Below are 26,708 nucleotides of genomic sequence, written 5' to 3' on the forward strand. Positions count from 1 at the left end.
GTAATAAATGAAAAGGTTAGATATGAAGGAAATAGTCAAAGGTGTATTAGGATCAATAATTGTAAAAGGAAATAGTACAGATTACAATACAGTATGTACAGATACTAGAAAAATACAAAAGGGAAACATATTTGTAGCATTAAAGGGAGAAAATTTTAATGGAAATGAATTTGTAAAAGAAGCCAGTGAAAAAGGTGCAGTTATATGTGTAGTAGATGAAGTAAAATTTAATAAAGAAGATATAAAAGATTATACTACTGTAATAAAAGTAGAGTATGGAAAACAAGCGCTTTTAGACATTGCAAAACTTTATAGAAGCTTACTGGATATAAAAATTGTGGCTATAACAGGTTCTACAGGTAAAACATCTACAAAGGATTTAGTAGCTGCAGCTTTAAGTTCAAAATACAAAGTGTATAAAACAGAAGGAAACTACAATAATGAAATAGGATTACCACTTAGTATATTTAATTTAAATGAAAATTATGATGTGGCAGTATTAGAAATGGGTATGAATCATTTTTCTGAAATACATAGAATGGCAGATGCAGCAAGACCAGATATAGCTATAATAACTAATATAGGAGTATCTCATATAGAAAATCTTAAAAGTAGAGAAAATATACTAATGGCTAAACTTGAAATTACTGATTATTTTAAAGAAGGAAATACACTAATTGTAAATGCAGATAATGATTTGCTTTCAAATTTGAAAGCAGATATGTTTGAAGTTAATACTATAGGTATAGATAATGAAAAAGCAGACTTAAAAGCTGAAAATATAGTATTAAAAGAAGATGGCATAGAATTTGATGTATTAGATAAAGAATATCAAAAGGAAAACTTTAAATTAGATGTTTTAGGAAAACATAATGTATTAAATGCACTTTTAGCTATAGATTGTGCTAAAAAATTAGATGTAGAATATAAAGAAATGAAATATGGATTTAAAAAACTTGAAAAAACTTCTATGAGATTAGATATAATTAAAGGAAGTAAATTTACAATAATTGACGATAGCTATAATGCCAGCACTGAGTCTATGAAAGCAGCTATAGATGTACTTAAAAATTTAAAATGTAAAAGGAAAGTAGCAATACTTGGAACTATGTTTGAATTAGGAGAAGAATCCTATAATGAACACAAAAAAGTAGGAGAGTATGCTAAAGAAAATGGAATTGATATGTTAATTACATTAGGAGATTTTAATAAAGCTTTTGAAAAAGGCTTTGTTTGTGATGAAAATAGAAAAAATTACAAAGGATTTAAAAACTATAGTAAAGCAATTAAATATATATTAGAAAATATTGAAGAGGGTGATGCTGTTTTAGTTAAAGCATCTAGATCAATGAAATTTGAAAAAATAGTTAATAAACTTAATGCTGATAATTGTTAGAGGAGGTGAATATGCTCTATACTGAACTGAACACATTTGTATTAAGTAACAGTTTTTATAATATAGGGCAGGCAAAAATGAATAGTAAAATTATTTATTCAGTATTAGTAGCATTTTTTATTGTAATTTTAGAAGGACCTATATTAATACCAGTACTTCATAGGTTAAAATTTGGTCAAAATATAAGAGAAGAAGGACCAAAAAGTCATCAAAAAAAAGCAGGAACACCTACTATGGGTGGGGTAATGTTCATTTTCTCTACAGTAGTAACTATGGCATTAATTGTAAAAAAACCTACAGATGAATCAATGATTGCTCTTTACGCTTTTATTGCATTTGGTGCCATTGGATTTATAGATGATTTCTTAAAAATTTTACACAAAAATAATTTAGGACTTAGAGCTTATCAAAAAATGATTTTGCTTATTATAGTTTCTACAGCCTTTGCTTATTATGGAATGATAAATCCAGATATAGGAACATCTATAATAATACCTTTTATGCACAAAAGTATAAATTTAGGAATAGCCTATGTACCTTTTATAATACTTTATTTTGCAGCTACTACTAATGCAGTAAATTTAACAGATGGATTAGATGGATTAGCTTCCTCGGTAACTTTGTTAGTTATGACATTTTTTACTCTTGTTTCTTTAGGTACAGGACACTATACTCTTTCTATATTTTGCGCTATAGTGGTAGGTTCTCTTTTAGGATTTTTAAGATATAATTCCTTTCCAGCACAAATATTTATGGGAGATACAGGCTCATTAGCTCTTGGAGGAGCTGTAGCTATAGTGGCTATGATATTAAAATTACCTTTGTTAATAATATTAGTAGGGGGAATATATGTAGCAGAAGCAGTTTCTGTGATACTTCAAGTAGCTTCATTTAAAATTACAGGTAAGAGAATATTTAAAATGAGTCCTCTACATCATCATTTTGAACTTTCAGGATGGCATGAAACAAAAATTGCATCTGTATTTTGCATTATAACGGTAATACTGTGTTTAATTGCTTTTCTTTCATTTTAAATTAGGGTAGGAGGATATGATATATGAATAAATCCAAAGTAAAAATGGGTTCTATAGATTTTTTACTATTTGCCACTATTATGCTTTTAGTAGCTATAGGCGTAATAATGGTATATAGTGCTAGTTCTTATAGTGCTTTTTTCAATCCTCAAATAAATGACAGTATGTATTTTTTAAAAAGGCAGGCTCTTTGGGCTATTATAGGCATAATATTCATGTTTTGGGCTATAAAAACTGATTATCACAAATTGAGAAAATATACCAATACTTTCATGTTAGTTACTATAATATTACTTTTATTAGTATTTTTATTTCCACCTATAAATGGTGCTAGAAGATGGATACAATTAGGTCCTGCTACTTTTCAGCCTTCAGAAATAGCTAAGTATATAATAGTGATTTATATGGCTAAAAGTATAGATATTAAAGGGGAAAAAATAAAAACCGTTAAATATGGAATATTACCTTATATATGTGTATCTGGTTTTTATGCAGCTTTAGTTTTAGCAGAAAAAAACTTAAGTATAGCTGCTGTTATAATGATAGTAACTGTTATTATACTTTTTATAGGAGGAGCAAAGTTTAAGCATTTATTAACTCTAGGTGGAATTGTAGGAGCAGTAGGAGTTGCAGCTATTTACTTTGAACCTTATAGAATGGCTAGGTTTTTAAGTTTTAGAAATCCTTGGGCAGACCCTAAAAAAACAGGATACCAATTAATACAATCACTTTTAGCTTTAGGTTCTGGAGGAATATGGGGAGTAGGATTGGGAAAATCAAGACAAAAGTGTTACTATATACCTGAGCCTCATAATGACTTTATATTTTCTATAATAGGAGAAGAATTGGGATTAATAGGCTGTACTTTTATTATAATGCTTTTTATAGTATTTATTTGGAGAGGAATAGTTACAGCTATTAGAGCTAAAGATGTTTACGGTACACTACTTGCTTCGGGAATTACTTCTGTTGTAGCAATTCAAGCTGTTATAAATATAGCCGTAGTAACAGGCTCTATGCCAGTTACAGGGGTACCACTTCCTTTTATAAGTTACGGAGGCTCTTCTTTAGTATTTAATCTTATAGCCATGGGAGTATTATTAAATATATCTAGACAAAAATCTTTTAGTTAAAAATGAGGAAATTATATTTTTATATAATTTCCTCAAATTAATATTTAAAATGTAATAAAAACGTAATGAATTTAAACTTATTAAATGTTATTATTGTATATATACTAGTTTTTAAAATATATTCTAATTTAGAATGGATGGGAAAAATATGTTTTTTCGTTTACCTGATACAGACAATGAGTATATAATTAAAAGGAGAAAAAAGATACTTTATAAGCAGTATTTTTGTTTATTTGTAGTATTAGTATCTACATTAGCTATTTTATGTTTAAAACATCCCATATTTAATATAAAAAACATAGAAGTGTTTAATAATAAAAACATACAAAAGCAAGAAATAGTAAAATCATCCCAAATATACATTGGCAATAATATATTTTATGTAAATACATCTAATGTAGAAAGGGATATATTAAGAAATCCTTACATATTAAATGTAAATATAAAAAGAAAAATTCCAAATAAAATATGCATATATGTAACAGAAAGACAAGTAAAATTTTACAATAAAAAAAATAAAGATTACATAATAGTAGATAAACAAGGAATTGCTTTGCAGAAAAAAAGTAATATAAAACATATGAATTTATTAATGTTAGAAGGGTTAGATTTTAATAAAGCAGAAGTAGGAAAAACTATTCCTTGTGATGATAAAAGAAAATATGAAGTAATAAGTAAAATATCAAATTTGGTGGATAAAAATATTAGTAATATTGAATTTTCTCTAGTAGATATAAAAGATTTATTAGATATAAAAATATATTCAGGCAATATGTGCATAAAAATAGGTACATCGAATGATTTAGAAAAAAAGTTAAATAGAGCTATAAATGTATTGAAAAAAGACGAAGTAAAAGGAAAAAAAGGATATATAGATGTGAGTTATGATGGAAATCCCGTTTTATTTATAGAAAAATAGGAGGAGGGTACAGATGAAGAAAATCAATTCCCATATAAGTGTAGCAATTGTATGTGCAATTTTAGGATTTATGTTGTCTTATCAAATAAAAGTATTGATAAAACAAGATAAGACATTAAATATGCAAGTAAATAAAAATAATAGCGATATAACAGTAGAAATAGAACAATATAAAAAACAAAAAGAACAATTAGAAAAAAAAGTAGATGAACTTCAAAAACAAGTAAAAGAGTATGAAAATTCTGCTGCAGGAAAAAGTGATGAAGCTAAAAATTTATATAATGAATTAGAAAATACTAGATTGCTTACTGGAAATACAGATGTGCACGGACCTGGAGTTGTAATTTACTTAGATCCAGAATCTGCAATATTTTCATCAAATGCTTCAGAAACTATAACAGATAGGCATTTAGTTTATTTAGTAAATGAATTAAAATTTGCAGGAGCAGAGGCAATATCTATAAATGATACAAGAATAACTGCAAGAACTGGTATACGAAATGCAGGAAATTACATATTGATTAATGACGATAGAGTATCTCCTTCTAGAAGAATTACTATAAAAGCTATAGGAGATAAAAATCTTTTATATGGGGCTTTAGGTTTTCCAGAAGTTTTTACTGATTTTAAAAGAATATGTGATATTAAATATGAAAAAATGGATGATGTAAAAATAGGAAGATACAATAAAACTTATAAATTTAATTATACAAAACCTTCAAAATAAATTTAAATGAGGTGGTAAATATGATACCATTTATAGGCTTAATATTTGGAATTATAATAGGAGCAGTATGGAATATAAATATTCCTGAAAAATTTTCACCCTATATGTCTGTAGCAATACTTGCTTGTTTAGATTCTGTATTTGGTGCTATAAGAGCAAGTCTTTCAAAAAATTTTAAAGTAGATATATTTATATCTGGTTTTTTTGGTAATTCTGTTTTAGCAGCAGCATTAGCTTATTTAGGTGATAAAATGGGAGTTCCTATATATTTAGCAGCAGTTATAGTTTTTGGTGGAAGAGTATTTGATAACTTTGCAATAATAAGAAGACAGCTCTTAGAAAAAGCTAAATCCAAGTAGTGAGGTGAAATAAATGAAAAACAATGAAGCTAATGCTTTTGTATTTATTGCTTCTGTAATACTTGGAATACTTATAGCCATGAATATAAGTTTTAATAAATCGCATAAAAGAGTAGTTTTAAGTGCTAAACAGTATCAGGAGGCCTATAATCAAAGAAATAAGTTACATAATGATATAAGTGATTTAATTGAAGAATATAAAAAAAATGAAAGCAAGATAAAGAAATATAAAAACAGTAATAAAAATTATGAAGAAATAATGCAAGAAATTAATAGTGAAGTAAGTATTAATAATTTAATATTAGGAGTTACTGATGTTACTGGACCGGGAATAAAAATAGTATTAGAAGATGCTAGTGTAGAATTTGTAAATGACCCTTTTGAATATAAGTCTAGACTTATACATGACAGAGATATTATACAAGTTATAAATGATTTAAAAAATGCAGGAGCAGAAGCTTTATCTATTAATGACCAAAGAATAATAAACAGTACAGAGGTTTATTGCAATGGTCCTTTTTTAAGAGTTAATGGTGTTAAAATAGTAGCACCATTTTATATTTATGCTATTGGAAATGCAGAAACTATGAAAAATTATATGCTTTCCAATGAAAATTATTTAAAAGGCATGATAATAAGAAAAATAAATGTATCAATTACAGAAGAAAATAACATAGTTATACCTGCTTATAATGGAAAAATGTTGCATAAATATTTAAAGTTAAATTAAATAAAGCAAAATTAGTATAAAAAAAAGTTCCATTTGAAGGAATTTTGAATTTTATGGAGAATATAAACAATAAGAAATTTATTAATATACTAAAGAGGAGACGGTAATGTTGTCAATAAAGGAAAACATAATAAAAGCAAAGGAGAATATTCCAGAAAATGTAACTTTAATTGCTGTTTCTAAAACAAAACCTATAGAATATATAAAAGAAGCTTATGAAGCAGAAATTAGAGATTTTGGCGAAAATAAAGTTCAAGAATTAGTAGAAAAATACGATTATTTTGGTAAAGATGTACGATGGCACTTAATAGGGCATCTTCAAAGAAATAAAGTTAAATATATAGTAGGAAAAGTACATTTAATACATTCTGTAGATAGTGTTAGACTTTTAAATGAAATTGAAAAAAGATTTGGAGAAAAAAACATTACAGCTAATATATTAGTACAAATAAATATAGGTAAAGAAGAAAGTAAAACAGGAATTTATGAAGAAGATTTAGAAGAATTTTTGAAGGGCTGTGAGAATTGTAATAGCGTTAAAGTAAAGGGGCTTATGGCAATAATACCAAAAGGCAATGAAGAAAGCTGTAGGCATTATTTTAAAAAAATGAAAAAAATCTGGGATAGCTTAAATGAAAAACAGTATAAAAATATAAACATGGAGTACTTATCCATGGGTATGTCAGGAGATTACAAAATAGCCATAGAAGAAGGTTCTAATATGGTTAGAATAGGTCAAGGCATATTTGGTGCAAGAAATTATAATAAGTAAAAGGGGGAAACATAAATGGCTGGAAAAGTTTTAAATAAAATGATGGGATTTTTAGGCCTTGAAGATGAACTAGATGAAGAATTTGAAGAAGTTGAAAACCAAGATAATCAAGATGAAGATAAAAATCTTCAACCAGAAATAGGATTTAATAAAAAAACTAATAAAGTTGTAAGCATACATACTGCTTCTAATGTAAAAGTAGCTATAGTTAAACCAAAAACTTTTGAAGAAGCAGCAGATATATGTGATGATTTAAAAAATAGAAAGATTATTGTAATTAATACTACAGGACTTGAGCACAAAATAGCACAAAGGCTTCTTGACTTTATGGGTGGAGCAAGTTATGCTTTATCTGGAGACCTTCAAGAAATAGAATCAGGAGTGTATATACTTTCACCATCTAATGTAGATGTATCTAATGAATTAAAATCTCAATTAAGTAGCAAAGGATTGTTTAATTTTAATAAATAATATTGGAGGAAATAATGAGTACTACTTTATATTATGCTGTAGGAATGTTATTTGAATTTTTGGAATATGCCATATTAATAGATGTAATTTTATCTTGGGTATTTCCTGGTGGAAAAAATAAGTTTACAGAAATACTGCATATATTTACAGAACCTTTTTTAGTGCCAGGAAGGCGAATACAGGAAAAACTTATACCAGGACTTATGCTGGATTTTTCTCCTATAATAGCTCTTTTAGTTTTATCTTTGTTAAAGAGAGTATTATTAACATTTATAGGAATGATGTAAAATGAATAAATCTGAATTTTTATGTAAATTTGATTATGAGGATAAAATTTTACTTTCTAGTATATATGATAAAATTGTATTATCAGAAAAAACTGGTAATACAATTTATACTAGTGAATTTTATCCTCCTAATGTATGGAACATTTTATGCAAAATAACTTCTCAACATTTTTATAATGTAAAAATAGAAAGTTGTGGAGTTTTTAAAGAAGCAGAAAGAAGGATAATTTGTATAAATCCTAAGGACTATACAAATTATCCTATAAAATTAATAAATATTATAAATAAATCTAATTTTAGTACTTTAAATCACAAAGATTATTTAGGAGCTTTAACTTCTACTGGCATAAAAAGAGAAAAATTTGGTGATTTAATAGTTATAGGCAATTGTTGCTATGCAGCTATTTGTGAAGAAATAGTAGACTTTATAAAATCCAATTTAACAAGAATAGGAAAAAGCCCTTGTGGAATAAAAGAAATTAACATAGATAATGAAAAAGAAATTCCTACATATAACTTTGAAAATATAGTAATAAATGCAGCTTCTAATAGGCTAGACTGTGTTGTATCTTCTTTAACAAATTTATCTAGAGCAAAATCTAATCAATTAATAAAAACAGGAAATGTGCTTGTAAATTATATGAAAAGTTTAGATAAAAGTGAAATGGTTAAAGAAAATTCAGTAATTACTATTAGGGGTTTTGGAAAATTTAAAATAGTAGAGGAAATTGGATGGACTAAAAGAGAAAAAATTAAAATATGTGTAAAAAAATTTATTTAAATAGAGGTGTTACCATGAAAATCACAGCAATGGACATAAATGAAAAGGAATTTAAAAAAATTTTTAGGGGTTATGATATAGATGAAGTAGATGAGTTTTTAGACAAAGTAGGAGAAGATTATGAAGAAATTTACAAAGAAAATACATATTTAAAGGAAAAAATAAATAGTCTAAATGAGCAAATAGAACATTACAAAAAAATGGAAGATACTATAAAAAACACTATACTTTTAGCTCAAACTTCTGCAGACCAAGCAAGACAATCTGCACAAAAAGAAGCAGATTTAATAATGGAAAAAGCTAATCAAGCAGCACAAAAAGTATTAGATAAAGCTAATAACGATGTAATGCAAATAAAAGATGAATATGAATCTACAAAGCAAGAATTTATAATATTTAGAACTAAATTTAAAAATTTCATGAAAACTCAAATGGAAATGTTTAATGATATGGAAAAAGATTTTATAAAACACTATAACATAGGATGCGAAGTAATGGATAATGAAGAAAATAACTTTATAAAAGAAAAAGATATAGAAATGCAAACAAATTTACATAATGCAGATTCTAAAAAAACAGAGTCTTCAAAAAAAGATATTGAAGTACAACAAATAGAAGAAGACTTAAATAAAATAACAGAAAACACATTAAATGTGCAAGAAGAAGAGTTTTCAGAGGAAGAAAAATTTTCGGAAAATAATTCACTAGATGAAATTAAAAATTTCTTTGTAAAGTAACTACACTATTATTTTTTAAATTAATACTTAATTGTGTAGCCTTCCGTTATATATAAAAGGAGGGCTTTAATTATGCACTAGATTACTTTGTATATTGGGTATACTATCAAATACAAAGTAATTTTTGTGTTATAATTAAATTGTTAATTTAAATTAAAATCAGGGTGGTTTTTTATGAATGAAATTTTAGTTAAAAACAAAAACGAAGATTATAGGGTATACATTGATAGAAATATGTTTAAATTAAAAAAATCTTTGGAAGAACATAAAGTAAAAAAGGGAAATAGAATATTTTTAATAACAGATGATAATGTATATAATATACACAAAAACTTAATAGAAAAATTTCAAAATAATTATAATTGCAATATAATAAGTTTTAAACCGGGAGAAAATAGTAAAAACTATAGTACTATACAAAATATATATAGTTTTTTGCTAAAAAATAATGCAGATAGAAATAGCATTTTAATAGCTTTTGGAGGAGGAATTGTAGGGGATATAACGGGTTTTGTAGCATCTACATTTATGCGAGGCATAAAATATATAAATATACCTACTACATTTTTATCTCAAGTAGATAGCTGTATTGGCGGAAAAACAGCATATAACTATAATGAAGTTAAAAATGCAATTGGAAGTTTTTACAATCCTCTATTTGTATATGTATCTACAGAATTTTTAAAAACATTAAATGAAGAAGAATTTATAAATGGCATAGGCGAAGTAATTAAATATGGTGTTATTAAAAATAATAAATTGCTTAATTTTTTAGATGTGAATTACAAACAAATTTTAGAAAAACAAGATGATGAACTGCTTTATATAATAAAAGAGAGTTTATATATAAAATCTAATGTTATATATAAGGATTTTCATGATAAAGGCATAAGAAATATATTGAATTTTGGTCATACAGTGGCTCATGGTATAGAAGTTTCATCTAACTATAGTATTAGTCATGGAAAAGCTGTAGCCTTAGGAATGTTGGTAGCTATTAAAATTTCAGAAAAAAAAGCTAATTTACCACAGGAAGTATATAAAAAAATAGAGCAATTATATAAAAAATTTTCATTGCCTTATAAGTATAAAGTTGACAATTATTCTTCCTTTTTGTATGCTATAAAACATGATAAAAAAAATACTAATGGTATTACTTTTACTTTATTAGAAGATATAGAATCTTGTAAAATAAAAGTTAATATAGGGGAAAAAGATTTAACAGCTGCGTTAAAAGAAAGTATAAACTAGAAAGGAAGTTAGAAAAATGATAATAGGTATAATTTGTGCTATGGATGAAGAAATAAAACCCATATTAGAGGAAATGGAAATTGAAAAAAAATATATGAAAGCAAATATGCAATTTAATTTAGGGAAAATATATAAAAAAGATATAGTAGCAGTAAGATGTGGTATTGGAAAAGTAAATGCTGCAGTATGTACTCAAATTTTAGTAGATGATTTTAATGTGGATAAAGTTATAAATGTAGGAGTAGCTGGAGGTATAGGAGACATAGTTTATCCAGGAGATGTAGTTATTGGAAGTAGCTTAGTACAGCATGACATGGATGCTTCTGCTTTTGGAGATAAAATAGGTCAAATACCTAGATTAGATACTTTTGACTTTAAATGTGATAAATACCTTATAGAAAAAGCCCAAAATGCATGTGAACAATTTAATGAAGTTAATCATTATGTAGGAATAATAGCTACAGGAGATCAATTTATAGCAGATATACATAAGATAAAGTGGATTAATAAAGAATTTGATGCTATTGCTTGTGAAATGGAAGGTGGAAGTATAGCACAAGTTTGTTATTTAAATAACATTCCATTTATTGTAATAAGATCTATATCTGACAATGCTAATATAGGTGCTCATATGGATTATGAAAAATTCATACCTATAGCTGTAAAAAATTCAACTAATATTATTAAATATATGATTAAAAGTGCATAATACTAATAAACATATTTACGCAGGTGATAAATTCATGGAAAAATTAATAGGAGATATAAAAAGTGGCAGCAAAATAAAAATTAAAATTAAAAATGTAATAATAGGTGATAATAAAAGAGTTATAATATCAGGACCCTGTACTATAGAAAACTATGATATTATGCTGTCTATTGGAAAAAAATTAAAAGATATAGGAGTAGATATTTTAAGAGGAGGAGCTTTTAAACCAAGAACTTCTCCCTATACTTTTCAAGGTCTTCAATGGGAAGGACTTAAAATATTAAAATCTGTAGGTGAACAACTTAATATGCCTGTAGTTACAGAAATAATGGATACAAGAGATGTAGAAAAATCTCTAGATTATACAAATATAATACAAATAGGCTCTAGAAATATGTATAATTATAATCTTTTAAAAGAAGTAGGCAAAACCAAATTACCAATAATATTAAAAAGAGGAATGAGTGCTTCTATATCTGAGTGGATTTATGCTGCAGAATATATAATGGCAGAAGGAAACTTAAATGTAATTTTGTGTGAAAGAGGTATAAGAACTTTTGAAAGTTACACAAGAAATACATTGGATTTAAATAGTGTAGCAGTAATAAAACAAAAATATAGAATGCCTATTATAGTAGATACTAGTCATGGTACTGGTCTTAGGGAATTAGTGCCAAATATGTCTTTAGCAGCAGTAGCAGCAGGAGCAGACGGAATTATGATAGAAAGTCACATAAATCCAGAGGATTCCATATCTGATGCTAGGCAAACTGTTTCTATAGATACAGTAAAAAAAATAAAGGAAAATATAGAGAAACTGGAGAAAATTTTATAGTATTAAAATTTTATCTTTATGCAGAATAAATAAAAAATATATAGTTAAAATAAAATAAAGTAGATAACTTATTTTATGTTTTAAAATAGAATTAAAAGAGGTGTTTTCTGCATATGGATGAAAATAAATTAGATTATTTTAGAAAAAAGTTAAATCTAGAAAAAGAGAATGTTTATAGTTTATTAAAGCACATGGAAGAAAATGAAACAATAAATTCTAATTCTTCTATGAGTATGGAATTATCTGTATATGATAATCATCCTTCAGATGTGGCAAGCGAACTTTATGAAAAAGAAAAAGGATTAGCTTTAAAAAGTAAACAAGTAGATTTAATTAAAAAAATAGACAGTGCCTTAAATAGAATTGACCAAGGAGAATATGGAAAATGCAAAATATGTGGAAAAGATATTTTACAAGAAAGGTTAGAATTTATACCTTATGCTGAATATTGTGTACAATGTCAAAATAATATAAGTGGCAGGGAAAATGTACCTAATTTAAATAAAACTCCAGGAGAAAGCCTATTAAATAGAAATTTTGGCTATGGATTTAATGATTATGATGTAAATGAAAGTGTTGGATTTGATGCTGAAGATTCTTATCAAAGTGTAGAAAGATTTAATAGATTAGAAAACATATATGAATATTATGATGACGATGATAAATATGTAGATTTAGTAGATAGAATAAGTAATGAGCAATACAAAAATCAACTGCCAGACTAAATTTAATAAACAAACTATAAATTATTGCAACTAATAGATTAAAAAAAACTATTAGTTGCAATAATTTACTGGCAAAGGGGGAGAGCATTTTTTGGAATTTATAATTATTATTTTAGGTATAATACTAGATAGAATAACAAAAATATGGGCGTTAAAATATTTAGCTTTAGGAAATAATGTTATAATTATACCAAATTTTTTTGCATTTTCTTATTTAGAAAATAGAGGAGCAGCTTTTGGAATACTACAAAATAAACTTTTATTTTTAGTAGTAATAACTTTAATTGTTTTAATAGGAATAGTATATTACATATTAAAATACAAACCTACATCTAATCTTCTTAGAATAGGACTTGCTTTTGTAATTAGCGGTGCTATAGGAAACCTTATAGATAGAGTAATGTATGGATTTGTAGTAGATTTCATTTTATTACACTATAAAAATGTGTATTATTTTCCTACATTTAACATAGCAGATATGCTAGTTTCTTTAGGAGCCTTATTATTGGCAATATATTTAATAAAGGAAGAGATTCATGGAAAATAAATATATTATAATAAATGAAAACCTAAAAGGTACTAGGTTAGATTTAATTTTAACTAATGAATTTAAAGACAAATCTAGATCTTATATACAAAATAAAATAGAAAAGGGCAATGTACTTGTAAATGGGAAAATTAAAAAAAGCAATTATAAAGTAAAATTAGGGGATAAAATAACTGCTTATATTCCAAAATCCACAGAATTAAAAATAGAACCAGAAAATATAGACTTAGATATAATATACCAAGATGAAGATGTTTTAGTAGTAAATAAACCTCAAGGCATGGTTGTCCATCCAGCAACAAATAATTATTCAGGAACTTTAGTAAATGCACTATTATATCATTGCAAAAACTTATCAAAAGTAAATGGTGTAACTAGACCAGGCATAGTACATAGAATAGATAAGGATACTTCTGGAATACTAGTAGTAGCTAAAAACGATAATTCTCATGATAAACTAGCACAGCAGCTAAAAAATCATTCTATGACTAGAGAATATATTGCACTAGTAGAAGGTAAATTAAAAGAGTATAAAGGCACAATAAATGCTCCTTTAGCAAGACATCCTTCTGAAAGAATTAAAATAGCTGTAGTTGAAGGTGGCAGAGAAGCCATTACTCATTATGAAGTAATGGAAATGTATAAAAATAATACATTAGTAAAATGCATATTAGAAACAGGAAGAACCCATCAAATAAGAGTACATATGAGTTATATAGCACACCCACTTGTAGGAGATGCTGTATATGGTTTGAAAAAACAAAGATTTAATTTAAAAGGACAAATGCTTCATGCAAAAAAACTTGGATTTATTCACCCTACTAAAAATCAATACATGGAATTTGAAACACCAATTCCAGAATATTTTCAAAGGATAGTTAATATAGTAAAAAACGATTGATATGCAATCTTTTTTAGTTAAGAGTTAATATTTAAAAGTTAAGAGTTGTGGAGAATTTTTCTACATTGGCACTATAAAAAATTTTAAATTTTGTTAGTTAGGAATAGATGTATTATAAAAAAACAAATAATGCAATTAAAAATTTAGTTGAAAAATTTTAGATTTTGTGATAATATAACTTTGATAAAAATAAATATTAAATCCTTTAAATGATCCTGTGAGATTATAAGGTTGCTCTTGAATAATATATGGACATGTATATTATAGCGTCTTGATGGGGTCAAGACGCTTTTTTTAATGGCTATAATTTAGGGGGTGGTTTATTTTGAATTTAAAAGCTGTTATATTAGACCAAAAGGGAGTAAATAGAACTTTAACCAGAATATCTCACGAAATTTTAGAAAAAAATAAAGGAACAGATAATATAGTATTAGTAGGAATAAAAAGAAGAGGAGTACCCCTTGCAAATAGAATAGCAAAAAATATAGAAAATATAGAAGGTGTTAAAATACCAGTAGGCAGTGTAGATATAACATTGTATAGAGATGATTTAACACAGCTTACAGATAAACCTACTATAAAAGATGAAAATATAAAAATAAACATAGAAGGAAAAAAAGTAATTTTAGTAGATGACGTTATATATACAGGAAGAACTGTAAGGGCAGCTTTAGATGCAGTAATAGATAATGGAAGACCAGAAATGATACAATTAGCTGTACTTGTAGATAGAGGTCATAGAGAATTTCCTATAAGACCAGATTACATTGGAAAAAACATTCCTACTTCAAGAAATGAACTAGTAGCAGTAGAACTTAGTGAAGTAGACAATGAAGTAGATTCTATAAAAATATATGACAAATAAAAAATAAAACTTTTTAATTAGTCCCAGCGAGGCTAAAAAAGGAGGAAATTATTAATGAAAAATTATGTAGATGTAGAAGAAAAATTACCCATGTTAAAAACAATACCTTTAAGTTTTCAGCATTTATTTGCTATGGTAGGTGCTACTATATTAGTACCAATGCTTACAGGAATGAGTCCTTCAATTGCTCTTTTTTGTAGTGGAATAGGAACACTTCTTTATATACTTTGTACTAAGGCAAAGTTACCTGCCTATATTGGTTCATCCTTTGCTTTTATAGGACCTATGACAGTGGCTTCAGCAGCTTATGGTCCTAATGCCATGTTATCTGGAATAATTGCAGCAGGGTTTGTATATGTAATTGTAGCTTTAATTATTAAATTTACAGGTATAGATTGGTTAAATAAAGCTCTTCCACCAGTAGTTGTAGGTTCAGTAGTTATTGTTATAGGACTTGGACTTGCAGGAGTAGCTATAAATTGGGCAGGGTTAAACTCAGCTTTTACCACTCCAGCAATGCAAAGTGTACCAAGATGGGCTTGGATAGCAGTATCTATGATAACTTTAGCTGTGGGAGTATTAGGAACAATGTATTTCAAAGGATTTTTAGGAGTAATTCCAATACTTATATCAATGATAGTTGGATATATGTCAGCTTTAATTTTAGGAGTTATACCTAAAGAAGCAATAAACCAAATTGTAAGTGCAAAATTATTTCAATTACCACCATTTATGGCACCAAAATTTAATATAAATGCCATGATACTTATGGCACCAGTAGCTTTTGTAACATTAGCAGAACACATAGGACACGTATATGTAACAAATAATGTAGTAGGAAGAGACTTTACAAAAGAACCAGGTCTTCATAGATCCATATTAGGAGATGGCTTGGCTACTATATTTGCAGGATTTGCAGGAGGTCCTCCTAACACAACTTATGGTGAAAACGTAGGAGTTATGGCTATAACAAGAGTTTATAGTGTATGGGTAATAGGTTTTGCAGCTGTAATTGCAATAGTATTATCTTTTATAGGACCAGTAGCAGCAATAATACAAACTATGCCAATGCCTGTAATGGGTGGAGTTAGTATACTTTTATTTGGAATAATAGCTTCCTCTGGTTTTAGAGTATTTGTAGAAGATAAAATAGATTTTAGTAAAAAGAGAAATCTTATAATAGCTTCAGTAATAATAGTACTTGGCATAGGTGGTGCAGCTATTAAATTTAAATTTAATGGTTCAGATGTAGAAATAGCAGGTGTAGCTCTAGCTACATTAGTTGGAATAATATTAAATTTAATATTACCTGAGCAAAGCAAAAGTGAAGACTCAGCAGTGGTTATTGAAGAATCAGAACAAAAAAATGGTTTAAAATCAAAAAAAGCAGCAATTTAAAAAATTGCTATGCAATTTTTTTAGTGAAGAGTTGAGATTTAAGAGTTGCGGAGAATTTTTCTCCACAACTCTTAAATTTTAACTCTTAACTAAAAAAAGTTGGTCAATTTGCATATAGTAATAAATTTTGTTAAACTAGTATAAAATTTATTAAAAGCGAGGAGATAAAATGTTTTATATGATAATGATTATACTTTTCTTAAAACCCAGCTTTAAAAAAGAGTATATGAAAGAACAAATATTTAGAGGAAGTTTAGGATTTGTAGTATCCTTTATACTTTTCTATATATTTAATATGGATAGAAGCATATCTTTCTTAATTTCTGCAATTTGGATTCCTGCACTATTTCAAATAATATTTGCAACAGTAAATACATTTGTAGAACGTAAAAAAGAAACAACAAAAGATAAAAAGGAAAATTTATTTTTATCTACTATGATAATTTTAATAATTGGTAGTATGGTTTATAATGGCTATCCTTATGTAATTGGACAATCTAAAAATTTAGCAAAAATGGTTAATTTAAAAGAAAGTAATGACAAAATATCTAAAATAAATGCAGAACATGTTATAATAATTTCACCGGAAACTGCTTATTACGAAATGCAAAAAATGCTAGGAACATTGCCTAATCCAAGCATATATAAAATAGGAGAATTAGGTATAACTAGCACAAAAAATGGTACTTGCTATGTAGCACCTATAGAAATAGATGGACTTTTAAGAGCTTTTACTAATAAAGAAATTCCAGGAGTTATATATGTATCAGCAGAAAAAACAGAAGAAGCTAAAATAATAAACATACCAGTAAAATATGCAGAATCTTTTGCTTTAAATAAAAAGCTAGAAAGGCATTTGCGTAAATACAAAAAAAATGCAGTGCTTTTTCAAGCTAATGCAGAGTTAGATTATGAAGGAAATCCTTATTATGTAGGAAGTTATGGACATTATAAATATGGAAGAAAAGGACCTGTAATTGATGGAGTTTTACTTATGTCCTTTAAAGATGGACAAGTTTTAGATTATAATAAAGATAAAGTTCCAAATTGGGTAGATGAAATATATCCATCTGATGTATCTGAAGAGTATAATGAATATTTTGGAACATTGGGAAAAGGATGGTTAAACAAAAAAATATCAAAAAAAGGTGTTCACATACCAACTAGATGGAAATCCGGTGCAAAAGTAGAAGGATTATTAATTAATTCTAATGAAGTAATAGGAGTAGTAGATGCAGATGGAGAAATGAAATGGTTCACAGACCATACAAATACTTCAGAAGCATCCACTACTATGACAGGATACTCTTTAATGAACATGAGAACAGGAGAAATGACCTACTATAAAACTTCAGGATATATAAATGGTAAAGGAGCAATGAATGCAGTAGACAAGGCTTTAGGAGCAAATAAAGCAAACTGGGCTCCAGTACAACCACTATTTTATAACTTATTTGGCAGTGAAGCTTGGGTAGTACCTGTAGTAAATAAAGTTGATGGTGCCTTAATAAAAGTAGCTATAGTAGCAGCTGAAAATGGATATGTAGTATTAGAAGACAACAAAGCCTCTGCTATCGAATCTTTTAAAAATGCCATAGCTTACGGAAAAATAAATTCCACAGATAAAAATGCCAACAGTGTTAAAGCCGATGAAAAGACAATATCAGGAAAGGTACAAAGAATTAACTCTATAAGTGAAAATGGAAATACTGTATTTTATATAAAATTAGAAAATAACAATAACTTATTTATGGTAACCAAATCAGCAGGAGTAAATATAGTTTTAACTAAAGAAAGCGATGAAGTTGAAATAAAATACATGGATATAAAAGATAATAATATAGTATCTGTAACTAAATTTACAAATAAAAGTGTAAAATAAAAGTATAGTATAGCACTTCTTTAAAAGGGAGTGCTAATACTTTAAAATATAAAATTATAAAAGAAAGGTGATAATGTTGAGAATATATTCTTGGAATGTAAATGGACTTAGAGCAATATCTAAAAAGAATTTTTTTAGCTGGATAGAAGAAGAAAATCCAGATATATTATGTATACAAGAAACAAAGCTTCAAGCACATCAATTAGAAGACAATTTAAAAAATATAGAAGGATATCATTCTTATTTTAGTTTTGCCCGCAGAAAAGGCTATAGTGGTGTAGCTACATATACTAAATTAAAACCTTTATCTGTAAAATACGGCATAGATATAGAAGAATTTGATAGTGAAGGTAGAATAGTAATAACTGAATTTGAAAAGTTTATTCTTTTTAATATATATTTTCCTAATGGTCAAAAAGATGACGAAAGATTAGACTATAAATTAAGATTTTATGATGCTATTTTAGATTATTGCAATAATTTAGTAAGTGAAGGTAAAAAACTTATAGTATGTGGAGATTATAATACGGCACATAAAGAAATAGATATTAAAAATCCTAAAGCCAATGAAAAAAGATCTGGATTTTTACCTATAGAAAGGGCTTGGATTGATAAATTAATAGAAAATGGCTATACTGATACTTTCAGATATTTATACCCAGATAAAGTAGAATATTCTTGGTGGAGTTATAGATTTAAAGCTAGAGAAAGAAATGCAGGATGGAGATTAGATTATCATTTTGTATCTGATAATTTACTTGATAATGTAAAGGATGCTAAAATTCTTACTGAAGTACAAGGTTCAGATCATTGTCCTGTAATGATAAAGATAAAATAGATTGAAGGCAGGATATTATTAGATGAAAATATTAATAAGGGCTTATAAAAAATTATCGTAAGAAAATTCATGCGGTAGCATTTAGATTATTTATTTTTTTAAAAAACTATACAAGTTTCTAAAAATAAAAAAACTCCATAATTCACCACAGAATCTAATAAGCCAACTTCCCCAAGGAAAGGGCATAAATTGGTTAGGAGTTTTTTTATTTTTAAACTCAATAATTACTTATTAACAAACTCTATCCATGCTACTTTACAAACTATTTTCTCTCTCAACTCTTAATTCAAAAAGGTTCCATTGAATTGCTAAATTTTTTTATTGCCAAAAACATAGTAATGACCTGATTCTATAGATATTAAGTTGTTGGATTTTTCTTTGTTATTATACATATATATATCTTTAGAATTAAAATCCTCAGAATTATATCCACAGAAATATACATTTCCAGACTTATCTATAGATATGCCTCCATTTTCATCTACATTTTCAGGAAAATCATAATTTAACTTGTTTAAGTTTTTATAATTTAAGGAGAATTCGTACAATGCATTTTTGTCGGTATTTTTTTCTTTTCCTATAAAAAATACTTCTCCTGTTTTAGAATTAAAAGCCCAATCATATATTTTTTCTAAATTATTGTTTATAATTTTTTTAGTATTATTTTCACTGTTATAAAACGCTAATTTACTATCATCATATTGTTGTTCTATATATAATAAATTACTTTCTAAAGGTATTAAACTAGTACAAAAACCTTCTACTTTATCCATATAAACTTTTTCAGTTTTATCTTTAGTATTGTATACACATATATTGTTATATATTTTTTTATTTGGATTTGTACCATAATATATTATTTTTTCATCGCTAATCCAGTTATATAAATCACCAGAAATTAGTATATTTGAATTTAAATTAATTTCCTTATTGTTTTTTATATCATATATTTTTAATCCTTCGATACTCTCTAAAGAATCTTTACTATAAGCAGTAAAAGCTATTTTGCTGGAGTTAGGTGAAATTTTTACACCACTATTAAAATAATACTTATCTATATAAAACTTTTCATTATTTTTTTGTACTTCTATTTTATTGTTAGTTAAATTATTTCCTTTTTTTATATTAATTAAATAAACGTATACTTTGCTATTTAAATTATATTGAAATTCTGCAACATTATCTTTAAAATCTATTGAAGATAAATTGCCATCTTCTATTTTATAGTAATTTACTTCATTTCCATTTTGAAATGCAGCCATAATTTCGCCATATTCTACTGGTGAAGATTCTAAAACATTATTTGTTTTACTTGTGCAACCATTTATTAAAAAAATAAAACATATTAAAAATAAAAATCTTTCTACTTTTTTCATTTAACCATCATATTCCCCTTTTAAACTAACTTATTAATATTTTAAAAATTCAATAATGTATCATCTCCTCTCTAGAAATTCTAAAATTAGTTTACTACTTTAATACTATATTATCAATAACAAAATATCTTTATTTTAAAATTTTATAATGTTATACTTAATACATGTAATTTTATCAAAAGAAAGGATGATAATCAAAATGGCTTTAGACGGAATATTTTTGTACAGCATTATAAATGAATTAAAAAGTTGCCTTTTAAAGGGCAGAGTTAACAAAGTAAATCAGCCGGAAAAAGATGAAATAGTTTTATCTATATCAAATAATAGAAAAAGTTATAAATTGTGTATAAGTGCTAGTGCTGTATATCCTAAAATTCACTTAACTACTATAAGTAAGCCAAATCCAATAACTGCTCCAATGTTTTGTATGCTTCTTAGAAAGTATTTAAATAATTCTGTAATTATAGACATTAAACAATTCTACACTGATAGAATTGTATTTATAGATTTTAAAAGCTTAGATGAATTAGGTTTTGATAGTATATATACATTAGTTATTGAAATCATGGGAAGGCATAGTAATATAACTTTAGTTAGAAAAAGAGATAATATTATTATGGATAGCATAAAGCATGTAACACCTGAAATTAATAGTGTAAGAAACATTTATCCTGGTATAGAATTTGTACTTCCACCTTCATCTAATAAATTAAACCCTTTAAATTATTCTTATGAATCTTTTAAAGAATATATATACAAAAACAATATATCCCTAGATAACAAGCTATTTTCAAGAGTATTCATGGGAGTAAGTAATCCATTGTCAAAGGAAATATGGTATAGATTAAACAATAATAATATTGAAATAAACTATGATAATTTAAATTTAATAAGTGAATTTATAAATAATATGTTTAATGAAATTAAAGAGGAAAAATTAGATTTTTCTTTATATAAAAAAGATGGTACTTTTAAAGATTTTCACTGTATAAAACTTACTAATTTAACTAATTACCATAAAGAAGAGTATAATTCCCCTTCAGATTTATTACAAAATTATTATTTAAAAAAGGATAAAGAAGACAGGTTAAATAATAAAGCTTCTTCTATGCAAAAACTTATAAATATAAACTTAGATAGATGTTATAAAAAGCTAGGCATATTAAAAAATACTTTAGATGAATGTGAAAAAAAAGAAATATATAAAATTTATGGAGAACTTTTAACAGCTAATATATATAATATAAAAAGTGGAGATAAAGAAATAAATGTACTAAATTATTATACTGGTGAAAATGTAGTTATTAAATTAAAGGAAAATAAATCTCCTTCTCAAAATGTACAATTTTATTATAAAAAGTATAATAAATTAAAAAAATCTGAAGAATCAGCTAAAACACAAATTAAAATAACAAAAGATGAAATAAATTATTTACAATCTGTATTTACTAATTTGAAAAATGCAGAAGATTATGAATCTATAGAAGAAATTAAGTCAGAGCTTATAGAAAGTGGTTATATAAGATTTAGAAAAAATAAAAATAAAAAGCAAAAAATTTCTAAGCCTATGCATTTTAAATCTTCTGAAGGTATTGACATATATGTAGGAAAAAATAATTTTCAAAATGATTATTTGACTTTAAAATTTGCAAATAAACATGATATATGGCTTCATACTAAAGAAGTACCGGGTTCGCATGTTATAGTTAAAAATTTTGGTAATGTTTCTGATAAGACTTTAGAAGAATCTGCAAATTTAGCTGCTTACTATAGCAAAGGTAAGGAATCTTCTAAGGTTGCTGTAGATTATACAGAAGTTAAAAATGTTCATAAACCTAATGGTGCAAAGCCGGGAATGGTTATATATTATACAAATAAAACTATTTTTATTGATCCAAAACAACCAGAATTGGAAAGATTGAAATAATTCAAAACATAAAAAATTGCTATGGGATTTTTTTATGAAGGAAAATATTCATATATGTAGAATAATAACGTGTAAGCTATTTTTGTACAAATATACCATACAAGGAGGAAATTTATGAATAAAATAACGAAATTTATTTTATTAACATCTATATTTACTATTAATTTTTCTATGCCTGTATTAGCAAAGGACATAAAAAACTATAATCAAGTTAGAATACAAGGAAAAGATAGATATGAAACCTCTGCTAATATTGCAGAAAAATTTCAGGAAGGTAAATTAGATAATGTAATAATAACTAGTGGATTAAACTTTCCAGATGCTCTTTCAGGTAGTGCTCTTACAAGAAATTTAAATGCACCCATACTTCTTGTAGGAGAAAATGTTTCTAAGAGTACAAGTACCATAAATTATATAAAAAATCACTTAAATAAAGAAGGAAATATATATGTTTTAGGTGGAAAAGGAGCTGTAGGAGAAGATTTTGAAAAATATTTTAAATCTATAGGATACAATAATATTAAAAGATTATGGGGAAAAGATAGATTTGAAACAAATAAAAATATAGTGGAAAGTTTAAATGTAGAAAAAGGAACACCAGTAGTTATAGTTAATGGATATGCTTTCCCAGATGCTTTAAGTATATCTAGTGCTGCTTCAATTAATGGATATCCTATAGTATTAAGCCCTCAAGGTAAATTAACTTCTCAATGCAAGTATATTTTAAATAATATAAATCCTTCTAAAGTGTATTTAATAGGAGGACAAGGAGCTTTAAGTAGCAATATAGAAAAAGAAGTAAAATCCATAACAAAATCCGAAATAATTAGAATACAGGGAAAAGATAGATATGAAACTTGCTTGAATATAAATAAGTATTTTAAATTTGAAAGTAATAATATTATAGTAGCCAATGGTCAAAATTTCCCAGATGCTTTATCTGGAACTTCTATTGCGTATAAATTAAAAGCACCTATTGTTTTAACAGATGGTTGTAATGTTTCAAGGCAAAAAGATTTTATAGATAAATCAGAAATAAATAATCAAATAATACTAGGTGGTGAAGCTTCAGTAAGTGAAAATGCTTCAGGTATATTAAAGCAAAGTGCAAATTATGAAATAAATACAGAAGGAAATTCCAATGGAAATATAAATAATTTTGGAATGATGGCTAAACAAGGTAATTGGATTTATTATTTCAATTTAGAAGATAATGCCAAAATATATAAAATGACTACAGATGGATTATATAAAATAAAAATATCTAATAGTACAGGAAGATGTTTAAATGTAATAGGAGATAATATTTATTATGGAACAGATGAAGGAATAAAAATACTTAATATAAACTCTGGAGAGGAATATTTTATATTAAAAAATAAAGATGTTTATTCTATGAAAATACAAGGAGATTATATATATTATAATGCTTATTTTGATGGAGATTTTAAAATATATAAAGTAGGATTAAATGGACAAGGAGATAAGCTATTAGGAGATTCTTCACTTACTAAAATAAATGTTCAAGGAGATTGGATTTACTATATAGACAATAGCCAATATGGTATAAGCTACTTATACAAATTAAAAACTGATGGCAGCGAAAAAGTACTTTTAAATAAAGAAAGTTCTATAATAGCTTCTGAAGTTTATGGTGATTATGTTTATTATTGTAATGATAGTCATATTTATAAGATGAAAACCGATGGCAGTGAAAAAGTAAAAATCTGTGATGATAGATTATATAAATGTTTTGGAGATACTTCAGGAGCTTCAAATTTTAATATAAAAGATGGATATATTTATTACACTACTTTTAAAAATCATGGAGAAGATAAACAACTTACTTTATATAAACTGTCTTTAGATGGAAAACAAAAAATAGAATTATGTAGTGGAGTAATAGATTCTATAAATATAATAGATGACTATTTATATATAGATGATTATATAATTAAAGATTTTCCATACTATGAAGGGTTTTACAAAGTAAATATAAATAATGGAAATAAAACTAAATTTTAATGTAGGCTATTGAATAAAAAATCATTGATATAATTTCCAGATAAAAAATAATTAAAAATAAGCTGCATAAAATAATAATACAGCAACATAAAGAGAGTTTGTAAATAAGTCATTTCATTAAGACACTCTAAGAATAAAAAATAAAAAAACTCCTACCCAATTTATGCCCCGTCCTTGGGGCGGAAATTGGCTCATCACGTCCTGTGATGAATTACGGAGTTTTTTTATTTTTTCTTCTAAGATTGTCTAAAATTCATTCTAATTATTTACAAACTCTCTTTATGTTGCTGTATTATTATTTTATGCAGCTTATTTTTAATTATTTTTTATCTGGAAATTATATCAATGATTTTTTATTCAATAGCCTACATTAAAATTTAGTTTTATTTCCATTATTTATATTTACTTTGTAAAATCCTTATTGGTAAATCTAGATGTATAAGTTAATATTTTTGAATATCTTAAATTAATAAAAAAATTTTAATATGAAATAGTATTTTTATTATAAAAAGTGTTTTAAAAATAGTAATTTTGGGCATAAATGTAAATAGAACTTTTTATAAGAGGATGATGTGATTTGAGTGCACAGTGGCAAACCAAAGAATTTGATGATTTAAATAAAATTTCTATAGATATAGAGGCAGTAAAATTAATACCTAAAAAATTTGCTTTAAAAAATAATTTAATACCTGTGAAAATAGATAAAAACAAATTGTATGTAGCTGTAAAATGTATAGATGAATTTGCATTAGATTATATAAAATTTATAACAAATAAGGATGTAGTAGCTATTCTAGCTAAAGAAGAATTCATAACTAAATCAATAAATTTTTATTATGATAGACAATACGTTAAAAAAGCTTTAGAAAAACTAGAAAAAGAAAATCATTCTATAAGCAGTAGTTTTGTTAAAGAAGAAAGTTTTAATATAAAAGAAGAACCAGCAGTTAAATTTACAGATATAATATTAAAACAAGCTATATATAAAAAAGCCAGTGATATACATATAGAACCTTTTGAAGATACTGTTTGGATAAGGTTTAGAATAGATGGTATTTTGTATAAAATATTAAAAATAAACAAAGATATATACAATTCTATAAATACTAGAATAAAAATAATGGCTAATATGAATATTGCAGAAAAAAGAATGCCCCAAGATGGAAAAATCAGATTAAATATAAATAATTATAATTATGATTTTAGAGTTTCTTCTTTACCTACTATAAGCGGAGAAAAAATTGTTATAAGAATACTTTATGATATAAATAGAAAAGTTTCATTAAATGCACTAGGATTTAATTATAAGGATATAAAAAAATTAAAAAATTTTCTACAAAAGCCTAATGGAATTATACTAATAACAGGACCTACAGGAAGTGGTAAGACAACTACTTTATATGCTATGTTAAATGAAATAAATAATAATAGTAAAAATATCACAACTATAGAAGACCCTGTAGAATATGTGATTAAGGGAATAAATCAAGTTAATGTAAACAACAAAATAGGTTTTACTTTTGCTAAAGGATTAAGAAATTTACTGAGACAAGATCCGGATATACTTATGGTAGGTGAAATAAGAGATGAAGAAACAGCACAAATAGCAGTTAGAGCATCTATTACAGGGCATTTAGTATTATCCACTCTTCACACTAATGATACAGCAAGTTCTATATTAAGACTTATAGATATGGGAGTACCAGATTATTTGTTGTTTGATTCAATTACAGGAATAATAGCTCAAAGGCTGGTTAGAAAGATATGTGTTCACTGCAGAGAAAAATATTTGCCTGATATTAAAGAAAAAAATGCATTGAAATTAAATTCAAATACTTATATATATAGGGGGAAAGGCTGTAGTAAATGTAACAATACAGGCTATAGAGGAAGAATTGTTACTTATGAATTGTTGGATTTTAATAAATTTTACTCTTCTATTAGTGAAAAGAAAAATGTATTTCAAAAGTTAAATACCTATGTAAATAAAGAGGATTTTCAATCTTTGAGAAACAATTGTATAGATTTAGTAAAAAAAGGTATAACTACTTATGAAGAAGCAGTTAATGTTTCATTTAATTAG

General features: G+C 26.1%; 26 protein-coding genes. 25 read left to right on the forward strand and 1 reads right to left on the reverse strand.

Features of this window, described 5'->3' with window-relative positions:
* The first annotated feature begins 7 nt into the window (after positions 1 to 7).
* The 22 genes from CLOACE_RS00755 to CLOACE_RS00860 all read left to right on the forward strand — a co-directional run bounded on the left by CLOACE_RS00755 (position 8) and on the right by CLOACE_RS00860 (position 19,297).
* Complete coding sequence (locus CLOACE_RS00755) at positions 8 to 1,396, forward strand: UDP-N-acetylmuramoyl-tripeptide--D-alanyl-D-alanine ligase (protein WP_070109131.1); 1,389 nt, start codon at positions 8 to 10, stop codon at positions 1,394 to 1,396.
* Positions 1,397 to 1,473: 77 nt separating this feature from the next.
* A complete protein-coding gene (gene mraY, locus CLOACE_RS00760; protein ID WP_070109220.1) occupies positions 1,474 to 2,430 on the forward strand; it encodes a phospho-N-acetylmuramoyl-pentapeptide-transferase in 957 nt (318 codons plus the stop codon).
* A 23-nt stretch (positions 2,431 to 2,453) separates the two neighbouring features.
* Positions 2,454 to 3,563, forward strand: a complete 1,110-nt coding sequence (spoVE, locus tag CLOACE_RS00765; protein WP_070109132.1) for a stage V sporulation protein E — start codon at positions 2,454 to 2,456, stop codon at positions 3,561 to 3,563.
* Positions 3,564 to 3,711: 148 nt separating this feature from the next.
* Positions 3,712 to 4,482 carry a cell division protein FtsQ/DivIB gene (locus tag CLOACE_RS00770; RefSeq protein ID WP_070109133.1) on the forward strand — a complete coding sequence of 257 codons (771 nt, stop codon included), beginning with the start codon at positions 3,712 to 3,714 and terminating at the stop codon, positions 4,480 to 4,482.
* Between the two features lie 13 nt (positions 4,483 to 4,495).
* A complete protein-coding gene (locus tag CLOACE_RS00775) occupies positions 4,496 to 5,209 on the forward strand; it encodes a DUF881 domain-containing protein (protein WP_070109134.1) in 714 nt (237 codons plus the stop codon).
* Between the two features lie 20 nt (positions 5,210 to 5,229).
* Positions 5,230 to 5,568: a small basic family protein gene (locus CLOACE_RS00780; protein WP_070109135.1), complete on the forward strand. Its 339-nt coding sequence runs from the start codon at positions 5,230 to 5,232 to the stop codon at positions 5,566 to 5,568.
* 13 nt (positions 5,569 to 5,581) lie between these two features.
* Positions 5,582 to 6,298, forward strand: coding sequence for a DUF881 domain-containing protein (locus CLOACE_RS00785; protein ID WP_070109136.1), 717 nt, complete (start codon positions 5,582 to 5,584; stop codon positions 6,296 to 6,298).
* Positions 6,299 to 6,407: 109 nt separating this feature from the next.
* The gene (locus CLOACE_RS00790) at positions 6,408 to 7,070 is read left to right on the forward strand and encodes a YggS family pyridoxal phosphate-dependent enzyme (RefSeq protein WP_070109137.1); all 663 of its coding nucleotides are present in this window, start codon (positions 6,408 to 6,410) and stop codon (positions 7,068 to 7,070) included.
* 15 nt (positions 7,071 to 7,085) lie between these two features.
* Entirely contained in the window at positions 7,086 to 7,541 is a 456-nt protein-coding gene (locus tag CLOACE_RS00795; RefSeq protein ID WP_070109138.1) for a cell division protein SepF, read from the forward strand.
* A gap of 14 nt (positions 7,542 to 7,555) precedes the next feature.
* Positions 7,556 to 7,828 (forward strand): YggT family protein, encoded by a 273-nt coding sequence (locus tag CLOACE_RS00800; RefSeq protein ID WP_341465045.1) that lies wholly within the window; start codon positions 7,556 to 7,558, stop codon positions 7,826 to 7,828.
* A gap of 1 nt (position 7,829) precedes the next feature.
* Positions 7,830 to 8,609, forward strand: a complete 780-nt coding sequence (locus CLOACE_RS00805; RefSeq protein WP_070109139.1) for a YlmH family RNA-binding protein — start codon at positions 7,830 to 7,832, stop codon at positions 8,607 to 8,609.
* 14 nt (positions 8,610 to 8,623) lie between these two features.
* Entirely contained in the window at positions 8,624 to 9,346 is a 723-nt protein-coding gene (locus tag CLOACE_RS00810; RefSeq protein WP_070109222.1) for a DivIVA domain-containing protein, read from the forward strand.
* A gap of 174 nt (positions 9,347 to 9,520) precedes the next feature.
* The gene (gene aroB, locus CLOACE_RS00815) at positions 9,521 to 10,597 is read left to right on the forward strand and encodes a 3-dehydroquinate synthase (RefSeq protein ID WP_070109140.1); all 1,077 of its coding nucleotides are present in this window, start codon (positions 9,521 to 9,523) and stop codon (positions 10,595 to 10,597) included.
* A gap of 16 nt (positions 10,598 to 10,613) precedes the next feature.
* Positions 10,614 to 11,306 (forward strand): 5'-methylthioadenosine/adenosylhomocysteine nucleosidase, encoded by a 693-nt coding sequence (locus CLOACE_RS00820; protein WP_070109141.1) that lies wholly within the window; start codon positions 10,614 to 10,616, stop codon positions 11,304 to 11,306.
* A 34-nt stretch (positions 11,307 to 11,340) separates the two neighbouring features.
* A complete protein-coding gene (aroF, locus tag CLOACE_RS00825; RefSeq protein WP_070109142.1) occupies positions 11,341 to 12,141 on the forward strand; it encodes a 3-deoxy-7-phosphoheptulonate synthase in 801 nt (266 codons plus the stop codon).
* Positions 12,142 to 12,254: 113 nt separating this feature from the next.
* Positions 12,255 to 12,866, forward strand: coding sequence for a TraR/DksA C4-type zinc finger protein (locus CLOACE_RS00830; protein WP_070109143.1), 612 nt, complete (start codon positions 12,255 to 12,257; stop codon positions 12,864 to 12,866).
* A gap of 91 nt (positions 12,867 to 12,957) precedes the next feature.
* Positions 12,958 to 13,413 (forward strand): signal peptidase II, encoded by a 456-nt coding sequence (lspA, locus tag CLOACE_RS00835; RefSeq protein ID WP_070109144.1) that lies wholly within the window; start codon positions 12,958 to 12,960, stop codon positions 13,411 to 13,413.
* Positions 13,403 to 14,314 carry an RluA family pseudouridine synthase gene (locus CLOACE_RS00840; protein ID WP_070109145.1) on the forward strand — a complete coding sequence of 304 codons (912 nt, stop codon included), beginning with the start codon at positions 13,403 to 13,405 and terminating at the stop codon, positions 14,312 to 14,314. Before lspA ends, CLOACE_RS00840 begins: the two co-directional genes overlap by 11 nt.
* A gap of 325 nt (positions 14,315 to 14,639) precedes the next feature.
* Complete coding sequence (gene pyrR, locus CLOACE_RS00845) at positions 14,640 to 15,179, forward strand: bifunctional pyr operon transcriptional regulator/uracil phosphoribosyltransferase PyrR (RefSeq protein ID WP_070109146.1); 540 nt, start codon at positions 14,640 to 14,642, stop codon at positions 15,177 to 15,179.
* A 54-nt stretch (positions 15,180 to 15,233) separates the two neighbouring features.
* The gene (uraA, locus tag CLOACE_RS00850; protein ID WP_070109147.1) at positions 15,234 to 16,577 is read left to right on the forward strand and encodes a uracil permease; all 1,344 of its coding nucleotides are present in this window, start codon (positions 15,234 to 15,236) and stop codon (positions 16,575 to 16,577) included.
* 169 nt (positions 16,578 to 16,746) lie between these two features.
* Positions 16,747 to 18,459: a hypothetical protein gene (locus CLOACE_RS00855; protein WP_070109148.1), complete on the forward strand. Its 1,713-nt coding sequence runs from the start codon at positions 16,747 to 16,749 to the stop codon at positions 18,457 to 18,459.
* A 76-nt stretch (positions 18,460 to 18,535) separates the two neighbouring features.
* A complete protein-coding gene (locus CLOACE_RS00860; RefSeq protein ID WP_070109149.1) occupies positions 18,536 to 19,297 on the forward strand; it encodes an exodeoxyribonuclease III in 762 nt (253 codons plus the stop codon).
* A 308-nt stretch (positions 19,298 to 19,605) separates the two neighbouring features.
* On the opposite strand, the gene CLOACE_RS00865 is transcribed toward CLOACE_RS00860, so the two are convergent.
* Entirely contained in the window at positions 19,606 to 20,673 is a 1,068-nt protein-coding gene (locus CLOACE_RS00865) for a DPP IV N-terminal domain-containing protein (protein WP_070109150.1), read from the reverse strand.
* Between the two features lie 199 nt (positions 20,674 to 20,872).
* Here CLOACE_RS00865 and CLOACE_RS00870 point away from each other — a divergent pair, with 199 nt between their 5' ends.
* The 3 genes from CLOACE_RS00870 to CLOACE_RS00880 all read left to right on the forward strand — a co-directional run bounded on the left by CLOACE_RS00870 (position 20,873) and on the right by CLOACE_RS00880 (position 26,708).
* Positions 20,873 to 22,600 carry an Rqc2 family fibronectin-binding protein gene (locus CLOACE_RS00870; RefSeq protein WP_070109151.1) on the forward strand — a complete coding sequence of 576 codons (1,728 nt, stop codon included), beginning with the start codon at positions 20,873 to 20,875 and terminating at the stop codon, positions 22,598 to 22,600.
* A 114-nt stretch (positions 22,601 to 22,714) separates the two neighbouring features.
* Positions 22,715 to 24,625, forward strand: a complete 1,911-nt coding sequence (locus CLOACE_RS00875) for a cell wall-binding repeat-containing protein (RefSeq protein ID WP_070109152.1) — start codon at positions 22,715 to 22,717, stop codon at positions 24,623 to 24,625.
* Between the two features lie 577 nt (positions 24,626 to 25,202).
* Complete coding sequence (locus tag CLOACE_RS00880; RefSeq protein WP_070109153.1) at positions 25,203 to 26,708, forward strand: GspE/PulE family protein; 1,506 nt, start codon at positions 25,203 to 25,205, stop codon at positions 26,706 to 26,708.

It is taken from the genome of Clostridium acetireducens DSM 10703 (assembly GCF_001758365.1).
Classification (GTDB): Bacteria; Bacillota; Clostridia; order Clostridiales; family Clostridiaceae; genus Clostridium_C; species Clostridium_C acetireducens.